This is a genomic window from Cyclobacterium salsum (assembly GCF_010119245.1).
GTDB classification, from domain to species: domain Bacteria; phylum Bacteroidota; class Bacteroidia; order Cytophagales; family Cyclobacteriaceae; genus Cyclobacterium; species Cyclobacterium salsum.
Genome location: NZ_WNKG01000001.1, coordinates 515,596 through 534,309 on the forward strand (window position 1 = coordinate 515,596; position 18,714 = coordinate 534,309).

Here is an 18,714-nt window from a genome sequence, read left to right on the forward strand (position 1 = left end):
TAATTAAGAACTATTTCTCCAGGCTATATAAATCCACCAGGCTAAAAAGATCCAATTGGTTGACTTTTTGGTTTTCAATGTTTTGATGGACGGTATCCAATTGCTCCTCATTGGTTTTAACCAGTTTGGCATCCGCTTCAGCAGCGGTATATCCAGGATGTCCTCCCCCTCTCCACATGATATTATCCGGATTGGACTGTTGATGCAAATCCTTTATAAGCCCCCCTAAAAGAGAGTTTTCTTCGCCTTTTTCGATCAGGTGTTTTAATCCGGCCGTGTGCCCGACTTCATGCGGAATGGTATTCGCATCCGCACCGGATATCATATCGGCAATGTACTTTTCGTTCAAATAGACAATGGTTCCATAGAAAGGGCCTTTGCCATAGAGCCCCTTCACTTTTGGGTGGGAATCATCCAAAACCACTAGTAAATGTTCTTTCCCAAGTTGCAAGTCAGTTAATTTAGAAATTGCCCGAATGGATGCAGAAGTAGTAACATCATACTGAACCGTAATACCCATGACCTTCTTTTTAATACTGCCTTTGAAACTGTTTTCAATTTGACTTTTAGCGGCGGTAGCAAGGCCGGTAGTGTTCATTCCCTTATTGCTGCTCTTGTTCCAAACTGCACCGTCAAAATGTAAATGGATAGCCGCCCGAATGGTTCCCTTATCCATCGCCTGGTACCTTTCACTTTTACGCCAATGACCCTGCAGGTTTTTAGATTTCAGCCCCTTTTGCTGGATGGTATGTGTAAGCTCATGTGCCAGGAGTTGTTTTCCCGCTTGGGTATCCGGATGGTAGTTGTTTTCATTGAAGAAAATATCATTTCCATACGTAAACGCTTTCGCATTCAGCTCCTTGTTCATCCATTTGGCCGGAGCATTGGTGTGCACACGGACAGCACCAAAATCAGCACCAAAAGCTTGCTCCATTGATTCCCGGGTGTGGTTTTCAAGAGGCCTTCCCTTGCCCGTTTCCTGACGAAGCAGCGGTTCCATTTTTTCCGCATTCCCTTGCCTCTCTGCATCGGAAGCATTTTGGTTTGCCTTGGCTTGGACCGATTCTTCTTCTTCCTGCATTTGAACCTCTTCCTCGGTTTCACTCATCACTTGCTCTTCTTCCGATTCGGTCATCTGAACTTGCTCTTCATCCGATTCGACCATCTGAAGATTTTCCTCGGTTTCTTGTTCCTCCGCTTGTTTTTGCAGTAAATTTTCAGACGACTCCTCTTCTTTTGAGGCGATCATTTGTTCAGAACCCGGATTGCCTGAATGGAAGAACGGATTTTCTTTCCTGTGATGGAAAAATGGGTTCATAACCCCGACGGAAGATTTTCTATAAACAGCTTTTTTCATGACGTTAACAAATTACCATTCTACCCATATTAATTTTGAATGCCAGGGAAGCTTCACCAGGGATAGATTCCACGGCAGGCTTTCCAATAATATATCCTGAGGCTTTCGCTCTACATAAAGATGATCAGCAGATGATTCGATGACCAATTTACCTCTGCGATTAATAAATTCGTTTCGAATGGTTTCCGTTCCCGTGTTTTTTAGCTTTCCCCAATGCCTTAGTAAGGATTCTAATAACCTCACCGTTTTTTCTTTGACGGCAGCCGGCAAGTTAAGTTCTCGGGAAACAGGCATTTGCATAGGAATGCCGCAAAGGTATTTTTCAAAAAGCAGTTCAAAATCAAATGGCTTCTCCTCCCTGCTAGCCAGGAAATAAAGCGAATGAACGGCCAACTCTTTTTCAATAAGATTCCCCTTATCATCCAAAAATCCGCAATCCGCAAAAAAGGCTTTCAGAAAGGGGTGAATCAAAATTAACCCGGCACGATCCACATAATGGTCGTCTTCCTGTAAATCCTCCTCTATATTCAATTTGTCAGGCTCTTTCTGCGTAAATACCTGCTTTTCAGTTTCGAATCCCGACTCCGGTCCCACCAGTATCCCTTTTTCTAGAAATGAATTCCAATCCCGTCTAGCTTCCGATGAAATCAAGGGTAGTATTGCATTTATTACCTGGTTTTTACCTTTCTTGGAAACATGTTCACTAAACCAGCGAGCCATTTTCCCGGTCTCCCTTGTCATGTTCTGATGATCAAACCCCTTGGTAACCAAGATACCCACCAGCACATGCCATTCCTTCGAAGGGATTTTTTCTAAAATGGCTTCTATTGCCGACTTTTCCAGAGACACCCAGTCTTTAAGACCTTCCCGCAGTAAAGCACTCAGCTCCGAAACGGAATATTGTGAAATCAGTCGATACCGTACCTGAGGAAACTGCAGGTTATGGAGGAAAGATTTCCGTTTACCAATGGCTTTGAGCTCAGAGACCAGGGATGCCATTTGAAACGTTTCTTTTGCGAGTTGGCCTTCGAACCACCAGGGTAATAAACCAGTTTGAAGAAAATGCAGCCAAGCCTCAAAAAACCGCTCATCATTCTGCCTCAGCTGTGGGCCTTTCTCTTTTTTTGCTTTGGGAAAGGGTTCATTTCTTCTTGCCTGGGAAGTTGGTTTCCCTTTTTCGTTATACCTGTAGGCAAAACGCTCAACGGGAGAACGTAATTCAGGCAATTCACCAATAATCTCGTTCATAGCCATGCGAATGGGCCTCTCAAAATTTGGTTCCCTGAAAAAATCATCCGTTTCGAACTGTAGATCTAAGGAAAGCCGGGGTATCTCCAGCGTCTGTTTTCCCAACTGCGCTTCCAATTCATCAAAATAAGCTTCCAAATGGGGTAGAATTTTCTGATAAAAAAAGGTTGCCGCCTCTCTTTCCATGAGTTTGCCTGTTTCCGTCGAATTGGTAAAAATGTCCAGGGTAACTTTTTGAACAATATGGTTGCCATTTTTACGCATAATTGATTTGATTCGTAACTATTTTTCTGTATTTTTATTCCTGCATAGTCGCAAGACAAAGCATATTTTACTGGCAATTAAGTATGGAATAGGAAGCAGTCGTAAAGTCAAAGTATCTGGAAATTGCGCGTTCTTCTGTGTTGTTTACATCACTTTTGAGTCGTTGCGTTACTAGATTAGAGATTAAAGTCTGTAGAACTAGGAAAGAAGCCCATGAGGGACCAAGCGTCATCCGGAATTTGTACGTTTGGTCCCTTTTCATAGCCTGATTTTTTCTTCAATACCATCAATTACCCTTCTTCTATTTCCTGTTCTAGGCCCCTCAATGTAAATATCGGCTACATCTGTCCAGTCCTCCATCAATGCTTCCATACTGGCCCGATCAGCTTCGCTGGTCAAAACGATGAATAAGGAAGCTTTTGTCGCCTGTTCCTTTTCATGCAATTTAGAGCGCAAGTTCAGAAATCGGAATATCAAATCACTGGTATTACTGGTGTTTCGATAGTCATTAATCATTTCTATACTAGCCCAACTGCCGCTCACCCAGTCTCCTGTCAGGTAAAGTTGATGGCTGATTTCCGATTGCTGCAGGACATTCCGAATCCGAGTGATGATACGTTGCAGGGAGGCAGGCAAATCGTCGAAGCTTTGGGGTATTCGGGGCTTATTACTTCCGGTAAACCGCGGATCCGTTTTCAACTGTTCAATCAACCTGTACCACTCCTGCCACTTTCCCTTATATGCTCCGTAATCGTCATCTTTATTTACGGGAGCAAACTCTTCCTGCAATTGCAGGTAGGTGGCGGGCCGGTACTTTCTGACTTCCTCACAGCGAACAGCATCCAACCGAAAGGACTGATCTGCTTTTTCCATGCCATCCTGGGTATAGGTGTACAGCGGACTGTTGATATTTAAGGTGATATCCACGAAGCTAATGCTGAATTCGTCGTCAAATGGACGGCTTATTATCAGTCTTTTGAGCGATTCGTCAAAATCAAAAACCAAACCATCCGGAAAGCGTTCATTTAGTGTTTCGGTGATGGCATGCATTCTGCGACTCGCTACGGCTTCCAGTGGAATAGTCAAAGTAACCGGACCACTGAGCATCGGATGTCCATTGATCCTATAATCTCTCACCACCAAGCGGTAATTTTCCGGTTGTATCCCAGATCTGCGGGGGCTTCCCTTCAGACTACGCGAGAGGTTGTTCAAATATTTTAAACTACTGATCCAGGGATAACTACAAGCCGCCACTCGGATATGACCTGCTTTTCCTTCTTCAGAAGTTACCTGCACCCTGTAATCCAAGGCCAGGTCTCCAAAAACCTGATTTCCATCGCTTAACAGGACATATGTCCCCGATTTAGGCACTCCTCCCATGGAACGGAGTGAGGGATGCCTATCCACGAAAACACTGAAATCCGAAGGATTGACCGAGAGATCAAAGTGATATACCTTAAATTCCAACCCGAACTGTTTTACCATGGATTGAATGGATTGAAACGTACTTTCGGCATCTGTTTCCAAATGTCCTCCAATCAGGTACCGATCCAGCCCGTTATACTCCATGAGTAAGGGATTACTTCCCATATCGTAATGATAAGTCACGGGTATTGCTGGCCATTGCCAATGGAAAGCAAGTTCCGGATTAGGCTGAAAATAAAAAGGAATAGAAGGAAAACGGCCATCTGCATGATTCAATCCACTTGGAATGATGCGCAGGCCACCACCCGTATCCAGGTCAAAGGAATGTAACAAATAAAATATCTTACTTACCAAGGATACAATTTTATCCTGCTGATGATCCGCATCACTTAAGGCCGGTGACGGGTAAAAATCATGTCTATAAGCCCGATCTCCTATTTTACCAAGAAGCAGGTGCTTGGGAAAAGCGTTTACATCCGGATTTGGCCAACTGTCAAACGCTTCCAGGGCTTTCAATAGCTTATTAAAAGTCGCCAACAAATCTTTCATCAAAAGGTATCGGTACTGCTGGTATTGATAACTTTCCTCTTCCTCTGTGCCAAAATGCAGCAGTAGCAATTCATCCAATTGACTAATTAGTTCTGCAAGAGAGGGGTCCTGCTGCAGTAAAAAGTCAAATTCTGAGCTGATAAGTTGCAAACCAGCCTGGAGATCAGTCAGGGTATTTCCTTCAAATAGGGCATCTCTGTACAACCGGTCCATTTGCTGCATGGAAAGCGAGTTATCTTTTTGGTGAACCACCTTTAGCAGTTGGAGTGGCGATAGCGCATTCAGGGCCTCGCTGATTTTTCGTTTTCGTAAAAAGATGGGGTCATGGCTAATTAGACCTTCCACCTGCTCTTCTTCCATCAACAGAATTCGTAAGCGGCTTACTTGTTCGATTCCCTGATTGTCGCAGTTAATATCTCCACATATATCCTGCGGTTTGGGGTAACACTCCAGGTAAAGAAGAAAGACCTTATCTTCCCATCCGGGCAATTCCTCCAGCGGCTGTGCTTCCTCCGCTCCTTCCTCACAAAGTTCCCACAGGGGCATTTGCTCTCCCTCCGGAAAAAAATAGGGACTGTAGTTGGCGTTGTCATCTGAAAATTCACGAAAATGAGAATAACTTAACCCTTCGATACCAATGGTGTTCTCCGGTGGTTCGGTTTCCGGTACCGCTTCGTGAAGCAAAAGTAGATCGCCGTCAGTCGTAATTCCCACGCCCTGACCGATGCTCACCTGCAGGGCTTCTCCTCCCTCGTCCAGGGTAACGTTAAATCCATGAACAATTCCGGCGCCATGAAGTGCCAATCGCGTCAACCGATCCTGGTCTTCAAAGTAGGAAATGGATTCGTTTAGCTGCGTGTGGGTAAGTACCTGATCAGCCTTGTAGCGTCTGTAGTTGTAAATAACGGAACTCAATTTGTTTGACATGGCCTGTGTGATTAGATGGTTCCTAGATTTGTTCTTCCTAATATAATCGTATCCCGAAGGGCATTGCTTTCATCTTCCCTGTCACAGTTATAAAGCGTGCCCGTGGGGTAAATAGAGCGCAATCCAGTTATTGTTTCAATAAACTGTTGGTGGGAGGAAAAATCCCCCTGACTCAGCCCTTTAAGAAATTCCTTGTAGGATTCCTCAAATTGGGCCAGCTGATCTTCCTGTTCCAGATTTCCGGTTTGAGCCTTTCCGATCCAACAAATTTTTGCAAGAATGTGGGCGGGTAATTCCTCCCGAATTAGATTTTCCAGAAAATCCCTAAAATCCCTGTCAGCAAACCGAAAGGTATTACCCGGAAGGACAATCGTGACTCTAAATGAATAAGGATCCAGGCAGGTACCCGGCTGGCAGTCGTCTTTACAGAAGGGCAAAAAGGTCTTTTCTACCGGGGATTCCGGATCAAAATCCGGCCGCAACAAGGTATTTTCTACCAGGAAAATTCCCTCATCATCAAATTGCTGATTAATAAAATCGATAAAAGAGAGCAAAGCGGGTAATATGTTTTGAAAAGCGTAATACCGATATTGACTAGCAATAACGTAATCAGATGTCTGCGTATCCTGCACGGAAGAATCGATGATGCTGAATGAAAACCTACCCGAGGGAGATATCGTAACCCGGAAACAGCCCAATGTAAATGCCTGGTCTGGAATACCCTCCAGTTGCTCAAAAAATTGAATCAACGTTTCCCTGGGAAACGCTTTCACCAATTGTATCGACAGGTAAATTTCCCGGTGTGCGGCTGAACGGCTCGGGTAATCCTCTGTTCCGTTCAGCAAAATACTGCGGTTTTGATCATATATCCGCCATCGGTAAACAGCATCACCATCCGAATTGGTAAGCGGGTAAATCTCGACAAAGGACCGGGCCAGGTTTTTACGCATAAAATTGCGTATTCCTGCCAATAATGCAACTCTTTTCTCTACCCCCGAAGTGTTATTACTATCCCATAAGTAGCTCAAGGGCTGACGGTAATAATTCATGGCTGAAGCCCTTTCCATGCTGAAATTCCCATATTCTTTCAAAAAATGGGATTTGGTATCCAGAACCTGTTGATCCACACCTTCTCCGTAAATTTTTTTCATAATAAAGGCATACTCACTGAATTTTTCAGCAAATCTGGCTAGCAAGTGATCTTTAATTTTTTGATTTCGGACATTGGATTCGTCAAAAGCGGAAAAAAGTCCTCGCTGAAAAGATTCTTCCGCGTATTCCTCATTCATAAAGCCGCCTTCATCACCGATATCCATAATCGCCTGCGAAAAATACGTTCTTTCGGAAGTTGTAAATACGGAAAGTAATGATTTTACCTGAGACAAATGCTTAAAATAACTGCCCAGGATTTGATCGAAGAAAGTTAGATAAGCCTTGAACTGCTCGGTCTGGACCGTTCGTTCAGCATCAGCGGAATCCGGCAAGCCTACCGGGCCTACTCCGTATACTTCGGGAAAGTCATTCCGGATACTGATGAATTCTCCCAAAGGATAGTTTTCTGGTTCTGGCATGGAAGGCTCTTTGGCATTTCCCTGGTATTGCGCATCGTATTGCTCCCTTCGTAACCTTTCTTTATGAGCATTTACTGCACTTTCATTAACATTTACCGGAAGCAAGCCCTTATAAAAATTAAACTTGCTTTTATCACAAAGCCCCGGCTTTTTACCCGGATCAATTTTCAGGACCCAACTTCCTTGTTCACTTCCTTCCTCACAATTGTTGATGCGGATGTCTCGAATGGAATTCACCCCCTCCACCTCCATGATCAAGTGAATAATATCTGACTGCCGTACTTCCGTTCTAAGAGAGGCTTTCCGTACTTCTTTGGGATCCAGAAAGCCATGAGTCAAGGAGGGCCCTTCAAACATCTGATCCATGGAATATCCTTTTGCAGCCATTTCCTGAAAAGAATAAAATTGCAAATCCGGAGAGAAATAATGCTCAATCTTCCATTGTATGATAGCCGAAACCTGCTCTTCGTTTGCTTCCGGGGCTATATCGACAATGGCACAGACCTGTATTGGCTGGGTAATCACCTCCGCCACCTCCACTAAATCTTCACACAGGTTTCTGTTGGCATGATACAAGCGGAAGACCTGTTTTTTAATGGTTGCCATTGAAACATCTGGTTCAGTATCCACCAGGATGCGATGCAGGCCCTTTAGATCAAAGGAGCGATGGTATTTTTGAGGCAAGCCTTCCCATATACCCGAATCATAGGAAAGCTTGAAATTCTTACAATCCGCATACACCGTTTTCGTAAAGGACTCCAACCAGCAATTTTTGACCCCTTGCAAATCAATAAATAACATTCTATAATCCAGCTCGGTAAGTGCCTTGCAAGGCAACACCTCAGGTCCCAGGTGAAAATGGTCTTTGAGGTAATTTCTTTTATCCCCTTCGAAAAGCAGGTCCTGAACGGGCAAGGATAGCCGGTAACCCAAATCGGTTAGGGCATAACACAAAATCTCCAGTACGGTAATTCCCGGATCGTGCGTATTGTAATCCGTCCAAATACTTCGACTCATTTCCTGTATATAAGAAATGCCTTTTTCCCTTAAAAATTGAAAATCCAGGTCGTCATTACTGCGAATATTTTTGGACAGCGGGCTATATGAAGTACCTGTAGTCATGTACGTTTTTTAGCTGATTTCATACAAGGATATATCGTGTGATTCCGCAGATACCAGAATGTGTTTCGGGCTCTTGGGAAATACATTGTCTTTTACTTCTACCTCATTTTTAAACAAAATAGGTCGTTGAATAAAGTCAACGTAGTCTAGTTTCTCCATAAAGTAGATTAAGCCACTCTTGTTAATGGAGCTGCTAAAATCAATGGCTTGTTTTTTACCGGAAGTCCAGGGAGATAGGAAAAGAATGAGCTCTTGTTCCATTTGATTTCGGTAAAAAGCAGCGTCCAACCCCTTCTTGAATTGGACTTGAACTTTGATTTTTATTTCCTCATATAAAGGGTTGATAACCTTTACCTCCACCTGTGGGGAAATTTTTTCTGATAAATAGGCTTCTATCTGTTCCAATTTGGCACCACTCAGAGCCGGTTTAAAAATATCGTATACATTCTTATTCACCGTATCGGGAACCACGATCAACAGAGTATTACCGGGGGATAAAAAAGAGGAAGAACAGGTGTGGTTCAGGCATTTCACCTTATACACTTCCGGAAATTCCTCCAGAATCAAATGCTCGAAATCCCATAGTGAAACGGCTCTGTTTTTATGCCGCAGCCGTTCGCTCACCCGGGTTTGAAATGCCACATCGGTTTCTGGTGCCTTTCCTCCAAAGGAATTGAAGGGCTGAAACACGGTTTTTACCCCCGCCTTTCGTTCTACCATTTTGCTGATGCTTTCTGCCGGTAGGCCATCCTGCAAATGGCTTAACTCATTCCTCCTATCCTCAAATCGGGTTTTCACTGCCTGCGCATACACGCCCAACATCCGGCTGCTAGCATCAAAAGCGTTGGAGGATCGTACCCGAATCCACACCAAATCATCCTGCATTCGGCTGTGGGATTCAAAAGTTTCCTTTGGCAGATTCAAAATAAGAATACCAGATTGCAAAAAATTTTCGGTTTGATTGGAAACCAGCTGATCCTTCGTCAGCAACTTCCAATAATTACCGGCCAATACAGACCATTGTAGGGTAGTTTCGGAGGTGAAGCTCGCATTCAAGGGGTTTTCACTGCCCTCCAAAACCTGAAATAGCAAGGACAATTGCTGGTCTTTTATCAACTCACTGATTCCGATAAATAATTCTCCTCCCTCACCTGGATAGGCGAGCAAATAACTCTCCTGTGGGGACTGAAAATCTACCGACTTTGTATTGTTTTCCTGCTCAAAATGGCCGAAATCATCCCGGTAAAACAATTCTAAATCCCCGGTATTTCCCGAACTCAGATCGTACGTTTCGTCGGTTTCAAAACTTATCTCCAAACGCTCCAACAAAGGGGTGTATGGTTCATTAGGGATGGGGGTTTCCGGCTGGTCGCTGGACATGGCCAATGCGTATAGCCTAGGGAAAAGATCATGCAGGAAGGATTGGGAGGTGGTAACTTTAATACCTCCACTCGCCGATATATTGGTTTTTCCAGCCTTGGGTGAAATATCAGCCGCAAAAGTATAGTCACCCGGATCTCCGCCAAACAAAGGGATACCATCTTGATAGTTCGTCCAATCCTGCTTACCTCCCATTGAAATGGTAGCCTTGAAATAAGCATCATTTTTGACAATCAAATTGGATGGATCGGTATTTACTTTAATCTGGCTTGTCAATAGCGGTGTCTTAAGCCCACCCGGCTCCCATAACAAAAACTTGATCGGCTGGCTTAGGCTCACAAGGGGGGTGAAATGCTGGGAAAGAAAGTTGTCCTTGCTTAAATAGGCTTCTCCTACATCACGGTATCCAAAATACCATTCTTTAAAGCCCATCGGTGTATTCGACCACTTTCCATCTACCTGTACCCTGGACGGATTCTTTACTTCCCAATCGGGGTACTTTATATAAAAACTGCTTCCCTTTTTGGGTATGCTTCCGAAAGGCTGAAACGGTTTAGCCGGATTAAGAATACCCAAATCAGATTCCAAAACTGCCTGTCGTATACCTTTGTATTTTGCATAAATTCTGATATTCTTTAGAGGGGTTTCACTCAACCCCTTGATCCACTGGTAAGCCTTGGAACCGGTACATTTCAGGTCAAACCAAACCAAGGGAGCTCCGCTTCCAATTACCGAATGATGAACTTTTTCTTCCTGTCCCAAAAGGGACGGCTGTTGCTTATCAAGATGCAGAACAATGCTCATTTTTGTCCCTGACACGGAACAACTCATTCCCATTTCAGGGTGGTTGGAAGGAGAACGTACCACCCAGCCCTTTTCGCAAGTACAATGGCAGGAAAACAAATCCACAACATCTGATGGATTGCCGGAAAAAGAAAGGTTCCTTTTAAACTCAAACTCAAATTTAAAATAGCGGTCGGCAGTGTTCGCAGACCAAAGTGTCGCTGTCGAAACCCCAAACCCAAAGGTACCAGGCTGTAGCGCGGGAAATTCCTGACTATCTCCTGAATGTCCAAACGGCCACCAACCCTGATTTGCTGAGGAAAACGAACTCCCATTACCATCCAGGGAATCTGCTACCTGGCTAATCCGAATTTTTTTACCGGATCCATCCACGTATCTGTTTTTCAATACCGCTACACGGGCCAGATTTGGAAAGAAATCGCTTAACGATCGATAATGACGTGCAATCCCCAATTTGTCTTTCCCACCGTCAAATAGCGTACCTTCCGGTAAGTGAACCGGCAGGTTTTTAGCCATCTCAAGCACCAAAAAAGCCTCATCAGATCGGGCCGGATTCTTAGGTACCTTCAAAACGGAACGGTAATAAAAATCCAGATGCCGTTTCGTTATCCCATTTATGCGTTCCCGGGAATAACCCAATAGCTTGAGAAAAGCCACCAAAAGGCCAAGTTGTGGGGCAAGGTCTCCTGAATTGGAAAAATGGGCAATTTTTTCCCGAAGACTTCTTTCCAGGTTTGCATATGCTTCTGTTCCTTTTGAGGGTATCTCTTCAATTTCAATAAGATCCGAAAAAAACACCTGCCAGTTTTGGATGGTTTGATTGGAACCTGAGGTAGATAAAAAAGGAATAAATCGGGCAAAATTATGGGCAAAAAACACCCAGTCTTCCACATTCAGCCCCATAAGATCCAACTTTTCAGGATCTAGGGCAGCATGCTTCCTATCTTCCTGAGAAGTGCCTTTCCGCCACAAAATTTTCAATATGTTCAGGTTTTCCGGCTGCATGGTTATAAACGACCCCTTCCTTCAGAGAGGTAATAAGGGTAAACGAGATTCATTCTGGAGTTGGTCCCCCTTACATGGTAGGTCAAATCAATAATTAGCTTTCCCTCCGTAATTTCATCTTCTTTGATCGTAATTTTTTCTACCTCTATCCGGGGTTCGTGGTACAGAATAGCCGTCCGAATTAATTCAGAAACATAGGTAATCGTGGTTCGATTCAGCGTTTCAAATTGCAATTCATCCAACTGACAGCCATACTTTGGCTGCATGATTCGTTCTCCCAGGCGAGTAGATAATAAAATCCACAGGCTTTCCTGAATATCCGCCGTTCCGGAAGACATATTCACAGCTTGGGTCTTCTCATCGAATGAAGGAGGAAAACGCCATCCCCTTCCCAAAAATCCCATTTCTTCTTCCATAATCATTTCTGTTAGCCAATTAATACTGTTGGCAGTCCGGCTACGATCGAACCGCCGTGTGTCGTGCTATCACCCATCCTCGCAGCAGGCATTCCACCAATAAAAACCGTAGAGGAGCCGGCAACAATGGTATCAGGCGGCCCCGAGCAGGTAGCCATGTCGCCAACTTTAGCGGCCGGCAGCCCTCCTATTAGTACGGTTGGCTCCCCGGGTGGCAGGATTGGGCCACCTACGTGAGGCACTCCTCCCGGGTTGACCATCGGACAAACATGCATATCTGTAATTCTTGCTGCTGGCATTCCCATATACATACTAATTTATTTGAATTAAAGAGCCTTTAACGGTAGTAGTTGCACTACTGGACAAGGTGGAACCAGCAGATCCTTCGGCAGTAAATTCAGCCTGAGCCGTTATTTTCACATTTGTACCTTCCAGGGAAAGGTCACCGGAACTTTTGATTGCAATGTCACCGGAACTTTCGAAAACCATTCCCCCGCTGTCCATTACTACCGTATTTCCATGGTCATCTTTCAGTGTCACCTGGTCACCGTCATCGTCCAGAACCAGGGTTTTTCCGGAGGGCGTTTCCAGGGTCAAAGCCCCCAACTCGTCATCGATGGTGATTTTTATTCCAGCACGGGATAGGTATCCCTTTTGGTGGTTGTCGTTAGTAGCTGGAAAAGGGCTCGAATTGCTGCTACTATATAAGGAACCCAACACCACTGCCTGGTTGGGATCTTCATTGATAAAACCTACAATGACTTCATCTCCTATTTCAGGGCGGAACACCAGTCCCCGTTCCTGCCCGGCATCCAGACAAGCCAGCCGGCACCATACCCCCTGTTCTTCTTCGTTGATGACCGGTAAGGTTACCATGATTCGTTCTTCCCCATCCGGATCATCCTCTAGTTGGGAAACCTTACCGATCTGCAGCCCTTTGACAGCGGCGTACAAGCCCGATGCCGGTTGGGTGTGGATGGGATTGGCTTCTGAAAACCAGTCCGGGTCCAAACCAAATTGCACATCCACGGTCCAGTTACCGCCAGCAATTTGGTGCTGTACTCCCGACACATAGGCTGTACCGGAAAACCGGTCCCCCACCCCACTCAGCTCAATCAGCTTTCCCGGTAGCACCTGTGGAATTCCCTGAAATTTCACCCTTCCCCTTATTTTTGACAATTGCCGGATCAACCAATTTGCATCGGCCCAATCCTGAAGACTTGTCTCCGAAATCCGGCCTCCATTTCTTAATTCCAAGGGCCCTGTCCCCATCCTTTCCGATAGGTTTTCCGCACTGATATTCCCGTTTAATCGTATTCCTGGATCAGCCCCGTCAATTTTCACCATTTCCTGATCTGTTGTGTTCCAGCCGTAAGAAGCTACTGCTGAAAATTGGTTTCTACCGTCCATTTCGGCATCAAACTCCAAAATGTTCGCTCCAAAAGTAGCCGTCTCCAACGGTGTCTGGCCTACGTCAGGGGCTTTTACCTTTACTTTTCCATCTTCGACCTGCACTACCCTGCCATTGGCCTGAGCACGTGTGACTAAAAAGTCCCAATCGGAGCATTGGTACTGGATCAATTCCGGATGGGTGTAATGGGTGGATTCCACCTCAGCTTCCAACTCGTTTCTCTGGATGAGCACTTCCATCAGGTCACTATCAGCCTGATCGTAATAATACCCCGATTTTCTACCCTGCGTCATTTTGTAAGCTTTGTCCCTGCAGTCCAAAACCAGCTGTTGCCTCCCATCCCTGATTCGCAATTTGTGGTTGGTGATAATTCCTTTAAAAACCCCTGAATTGTCGTTATGGTATCCGCATAAAATTTCTATTTCATTGCCTGGTAAAAAGGTTTCTTCATTGCTGATCGGAAAGTCCCTTCTGGCCACATCACCGTCAATCAGGGTGACCCTGGCATAGGGAATCCGGTTGATTTCTCGTTGGATAGATACGGATTGAATTTGAACCGTATCCGGAACGGACTGTCCCAGAACAAGCAGTTCCAGGGTAACCAAATCTGAACTTCTCCCCGTTTGGATTACATCATTATTAGGCATGTCATTGTTTTTGAAGGGGTGGAAAATAGAGCGTCTGTCCCGGTTTTAAGTTCCTGAAATTTACCAGTTTATTCGCTCTGGCTACTTCCAGGTAGTAACCAGGGTCTCCATAAATTCGCTGCGCCATAAGGGGTAGGTTTTCCCCTGCTTTTACCACCCGGTAATGGGTCAGATCCGGAGAACTGTTATTCTCTTTTGCCGCCCGAAGGTTGTCCTCAACGAACCCTTTGAATTTGGCTTTGGCCAGGGCTCGTAAAGGGGTTCCATCCGAGCGAAACAACTTGAATTCCAGTGTCATTTCGGTGAGGCACCCTTTGAATAAAAGACTTCCCCAGGAAATCATGACATAATTAGGTTTATGTTCTTCCCCGTTATAATCTAATATCACTTTTTTGAAGTGCTCAATGTCGTCGATTACGCCATCTTCCACCGCTTCCTTACCGGGTACGATGCCTGTGCGGTCAAACAGAAAATCCAGATCGAGTTCCTCTGGTAACTTCTTGTTAAAGCGGGTGGGCGCAGCACTGGTACCGGGTGCCTGGTCTTCGTTTTGATCTATCTTGTACTGATAGCGGTATTTCTCCGGATTCAATAAGGTAGAAAATTCCCCGTCAGCCACCTTTTCATTGAACTCCGGGTCGCTGTACGCAATTAATTTTAACTTTTCTAACTTTCCTTCGCTCATGCTATTACCTTTCTTTTTGAAGTTTGAGCAATTCCATGACCTGCTCCACGCAGATGGCTACCACTTCATCCGTTCCGGTTCTTTTTCCTTTCGTCGTTTTTCCCGAATCATCCACATTGATTTTGATGTGTAATTCTTTGATTTCTATGGGCATCAATCTAAAATTTTAAAATAGTGGTATGAAAATTCGAGGGTTTCGATGACCAGTTTGCTTTCCTGAGCATTAAAATCATCCATTGCCCATTTGACTGGGAAAGCATGGACTACATTCCATGTCCTCAACGGCTCGTGCTTTTCATTCAAAAGGCGAACGGTAAGGTCTTTGGGTGCGAATTCAAAACCCTCCATGGCATCTCTGCACCATTGGATCAGCTCTGATTCTATCGCCATTCCTCTCTTCAAAACCAGATTTGGATACTTGGTTTTCACCGGAAATTTATGCTTGAACCTGTTTTCACCCCCTTCCGCAAACTCCTCTGTCTCCATATCAACCGTTAATCCGGAAACGGACTGAAATTGAGTATCAACGTCGTCTTCCAGTCCGGTAAAACTGACCGAAAAATGAAAACCAACCGGCGGGTAATCATAAGCCATACCTATTCGTTTTGAATGCTTAGACCCTCATGAACCAGCTCCATGCTTTCAATCGCGACCTCATTGCCATCTGCTTTTAAATCTGTCGATTGCACTTTGGTTGGCCAGGCATTTTTTACCTTCCAGACTACCACTGGCTCGTGTTCCTCATTCAATAGCGATATGGTAATGTCTCTTCTTTCTATTTGATTGAGCTGTACCGAATTCCACCAGGCATAAAACTCATTATCACTGGCAAAAGTCCCTCTTTTGAGGGTAATGTTGCTAAATTTCTGCATTCCCGGCATTTTGGTTTTGCTGTATTCGGGACTTGCCCCGTGCCGGTATTCGATGACCTCCGTTTCTACGTCCAGGCCGGAAACTTCTGTAAATCCGATATTCGTTCCAGCCCATTCTACCTGGAAGTGAAACTTAGATAATGGATAACTCATGGTTTTTACATTTTAGGGTGTGAAATTACGTAATCAGGACTCCTGCATCTTGTGAGAAAACTTCAGGATAATAAATTCGGCGGGTCTTACTACTGCCATACCGATTTCCACAATCATTTTTCCTTCCAATACATCCATGGCAGTCATGGTCTGCCCCAAACCAATCCGAACATAAAACGCATGCTCTGGTTTTGCACCTGCTAATGCTCCGGCGCGCCATTGTTGGATCAGAAAATTTTCGATCATAGCGCGCACTTTCACCCAGGTATTGGCATCGTTTGGTTCGAATACAAATTGTTCGGTCGCTTTTTTGGTCGATTCTTCCACCATATTGAAAAACCTTCTGACCGATACATAGCGCCATTCGTTATCATTACCTGCCAGTGTACGGGCTCCCCAGACAAGGGTGCCTTTTCCGGTAAAGGAGCGGATAGCATTAATGGATTTTCCGGCGATGGTGTCCACATTGAGCCTATCCTGCATGTCATTGGTGATTTTAACGCTTGGCTTTACCACGTAATTTAACGACACGTTTGCCGGTGCTTTCCAAACACCAGTATTGGAATCGACGCGCGCATACACGCCAGCTATTAGTGAAGATGGGGGTAACAGGACTTTCAATTTGTTAATTTCTGCCTTGATATTATTGTAAGTAGCACTGTCAATGGCCTCGACTTCACTTAGAGAAAGACCTTCAAGCTCTCCTTCCGAAACCATATCTAATTCCTCAATATCCAGTAGGGCATCTAAAATAGTCGGATCTATTAAATCCAGAATGCCCTGCAAAAGCGTGTTAATGTCAGTACCTGTAAGGGTGGTTTGAGCATCGGTAGAAGCTTGCTTAACGGCTGCCCCATTGACATCATCATTGAGAATATCCAAATGCCCCTGGAGCCCCTGGATTAGGGATGGTAAATTGGCGGCATCCTCCAGTTCATCATTTAACGCATTAGAAGCCTCGGTAGCAACCGTTGCCAACGTTTCGTCCACCTCCTGAGCGAGTGCTGCCACATTATTGGTATCCTCCACCACTTCGGTCATCAGCCCGGCAAAGGCATTCAATCCATCCACTATTCCCTGCAATGGATCAATCACCGTTGACTTGGTGGTAACTGCATTTTCATCCGTTTCTGCCTGAAGGGCGGTATTGGCATCCGAAAATGCGGTGACTTCCGAAGGCAAATCCGTCATGATTACTTCCGCTTCCAGCAAAATATCATCTACCTCCTCCAGTATATCTGAAACCGGGGAAGCATCCGCAATGACATGCGAAATTTCGATTTGCTCGGGATCGTACTGGTAATTCAAAATGGTTTCCAGGTACGGAAAATAGACTGCTCCGTATTTTTTAAGTTCCAAATCCGAAGTAATCAATTCCCTCACGCCCGTTTCCAGCGAAATTTCCGTTTCCATGTTGTTGGTATAGGTATCCAAAATGGTAAACCTGTCTCTCATTTTTCTGCACAAAGCCAGGGCATTATTATACAATGAGTAAAATTCGCTCGGCTCCGGCAGGGAGGTGGCATCTGGAAAAAGAATCAGGGTAGGTTCATCCTCCTTTTCCAGCTCCTGCAAACCTACGTTTAAAGCAGCCAAGGCTACCGGTGTAATTGGATCGGCATCCGCATATACGCCCACCGAAATAATATAACAGGGACCGCCACCATTGGCAAAATAAGCCTGCAAGGCATAGTACATCAAAAAAGGAGACTTGTCTTCCGGGTCGGGATGCTCTACCAAAATATTTTTCTCTCCTAGTTCTTCGGTAACCTGAACCTTAATCTCCGTTTCGGGCTCCGGTCCGCCAAAAAAATTCTCGTATTCCAATAAGGATACGATTCTTTTAGGTTGGTTCGAAAGGGTTTCGGTAGTATCTGCTTCTTTTTCACGGGCTTTTTCGGTGTATCCGATAAATGCCGGAATGGCGGTTTCTACCTGCGCTACGGATGGAGGAAATTTTGAAATTTCCTCAATGTAGACACCCGGGGTTCTGTAATTTGCTGCCATGATTCATCCTGTTAAATGGTGATTTCTGAATAATAATTGTTTCCATCTGAATTAATACGTTTTATCCCCGGATTGGGGAACCTGAATTGGCTGATTGATCCCGCATCCACATCAAAATCGGCCTCAGGATCTAGTTCCACAAAACCATTTTTTGTAAGCGGTTTGGGTTGGTTGGTCTCTATTTCCGTTCCGCTGGAGGCTTGCAAAAATCTCCAATAGGTACTTCGGTTATTGAAATGAATTTTAAAGACCGTCGGCGTTATTTTAAGGGACTGATTGATATTGATTACGTTTCGAGCACCTGATTCTCCCTGCATCCGAATTAGAAGTAAACCCACAGGTGAGATTCCAGCATCCAGACCCGCATACCTTTCCATTAACACCTGAAAATTTTCATCGGATACCAGCCAATTGTCGGAAAAATATTCGGCTTCATTGTCCAATGAAATGGGTTGGAAATCCAACCCCTCTGGTTCTTCCGGTTGAAAATTTGCAAAAAGCATTTTGTTACCAACCAGAAAAGGCATGTCGGTGTAATTTTCAAAATGCGGATCCCTGTATTCAACCGTAAAAGCAAGCGTCAACTCCTGCTCTATCGGAATAAAACTTTCCTGAGGCGCATCCTCGCCAACTCTGACCAGAACCCGGAATTTGCTGGAACTATTTTTTACAAGGAATTGAAAGCGTTCCAAATTTCTCCGGGTTGCTGTCGTAGGATTAATTTTCAAAAGGGATTCCCAACGATAAAACCTTAGTGCTTTTTCCCTATCATCATCCGGCATGTCTTCAAACCGCTCTTCCCCATTATTCAAATGGTAATTGTGCAGAATATCAATTGAAAACAGGGTTCTATAGGCGGCGACTTGCATAA

General features: G+C 44.7%; 14 protein-coding genes. All 14 read right to left on the minus strand.

What is annotated here, in order from left to right; genetic code table 11:
- Window positions 1-10 precede the first annotated feature (10 nt).
- On the minus strand, window positions 11-1,318 hold the full coding sequence (locus GJS45_RS02005; RefSeq protein ID WP_162339760.1) for an eCIS core domain-containing protein: 1,308 nt from the start codon (window positions 1,316-1,318) through the stop codon (window positions 11-13).
- Between the two features lie 51 nt (window positions 1,319-1,369).
- Window positions 1,370-2,869, minus strand: a complete 1,500-nt coding sequence (locus GJS45_RS02010) for a contractile injection system tape measure protein (protein WP_162339761.1) — start codon at window positions 2,867-2,869, stop codon at window positions 1,370-1,372.
- Between the two features lie 258 nt (window positions 2,870-3,127).
- Entirely contained in the window at window positions 3,128-5,770 is a 2,643-nt protein-coding gene (locus GJS45_RS02015) for a hypothetical protein (RefSeq protein WP_162339762.1), read from the minus strand.
- Window positions 5,771-5,781: 11 nt separating this feature from the next.
- Window positions 5,782-8,463, minus strand: coding sequence for a hypothetical protein (locus GJS45_RS02020; protein ID WP_162339763.1), 2,682 nt, complete (start codon window positions 8,461-8,463; stop codon window positions 5,782-5,784).
- A gap of 9 nt (window positions 8,464-8,472) precedes the next feature.
- Window positions 8,473-11,628 carry a baseplate J/gp47 family protein gene (locus GJS45_RS02025; RefSeq protein WP_162339764.1) on the minus strand — a complete coding sequence of 1,052 codons (3,156 nt, stop codon included), beginning with the start codon at window positions 11,626-11,628 and terminating at the stop codon, window positions 8,473-8,475.
- A 26-nt stretch (window positions 11,629-11,654) separates the two neighbouring features.
- Window positions 11,655-12,068: a GPW/gp25 family protein gene (locus tag GJS45_RS02030; RefSeq protein WP_162339765.1), complete on the minus strand. Its 414-nt coding sequence runs from the start codon at window positions 12,066-12,068 to the stop codon at window positions 11,655-11,657.
- A gap of 11 nt (window positions 12,069-12,079) precedes the next feature.
- On the minus strand, window positions 12,080-12,373 hold the full coding sequence (locus GJS45_RS02035; RefSeq protein ID WP_162339766.1) for a PAAR domain-containing protein: 294 nt from the start codon (window positions 12,371-12,373) through the stop codon (window positions 12,080-12,082).
- A 7-nt stretch (window positions 12,374-12,380) separates the two neighbouring features.
- Window positions 12,381-14,126, minus strand: a complete 1,746-nt coding sequence (vgrG, locus tag GJS45_RS02040; RefSeq protein ID WP_162339767.1) for a type VI secretion system tip protein VgrG — start codon at window positions 14,124-14,126, stop codon at window positions 12,381-12,383.
- Window position 14,127: 1 nt separating this feature from the next.
- Complete coding sequence (locus GJS45_RS02045) at window positions 14,128-14,811, minus strand: CIS tube protein (RefSeq protein ID WP_162339768.1); 684 nt, start codon at window positions 14,809-14,811, stop codon at window positions 14,128-14,130.
- A 4-nt stretch (window positions 14,812-14,815) separates the two neighbouring features.
- Complete coding sequence (locus GJS45_RS23605; RefSeq protein ID WP_202928018.1) at window positions 14,816-14,965, minus strand: DUF5908 family protein; 150 nt, start codon at window positions 14,963-14,965, stop codon at window positions 14,816-14,818.
- The gene (locus tag GJS45_RS02050) at window positions 14,965-15,405 is read right to left on the minus strand and encodes a phage tail protein (RefSeq protein ID WP_162339769.1); all 441 of its coding nucleotides are present in this window, start codon (window positions 15,403-15,405) and stop codon (window positions 14,965-14,967) included. Before GJS45_RS02050 ends, GJS45_RS23605 begins: the two co-directional genes overlap by 1 nt.
- A gap of 2 nt (window positions 15,406-15,407) precedes the next feature.
- The gene (locus GJS45_RS02055) at window positions 15,408-15,836 is read right to left on the minus strand and encodes a phage tail protein (protein ID WP_162339770.1); all 429 of its coding nucleotides are present in this window, start codon (window positions 15,834-15,836) and stop codon (window positions 15,408-15,410) included.
- 33 nt (window positions 15,837-15,869) lie between these two features.
- The gene (locus GJS45_RS02060; protein WP_162339771.1) at window positions 15,870-17,843 is read right to left on the minus strand and encodes a phage tail sheath family protein; all 1,974 of its coding nucleotides are present in this window, start codon (window positions 17,841-17,843) and stop codon (window positions 15,870-15,872) included.
- A gap of 11 nt (window positions 17,844-17,854) precedes the next feature.
- The gene (locus GJS45_RS02065) at window positions 17,855-18,712 is read right to left on the minus strand and encodes a hypothetical protein (RefSeq protein ID WP_162339772.1); all 858 of its coding nucleotides are present in this window, start codon (window positions 18,710-18,712) and stop codon (window positions 17,855-17,857) included.
- Window positions 18,713-18,714: the final 2 nt, after the last annotated feature.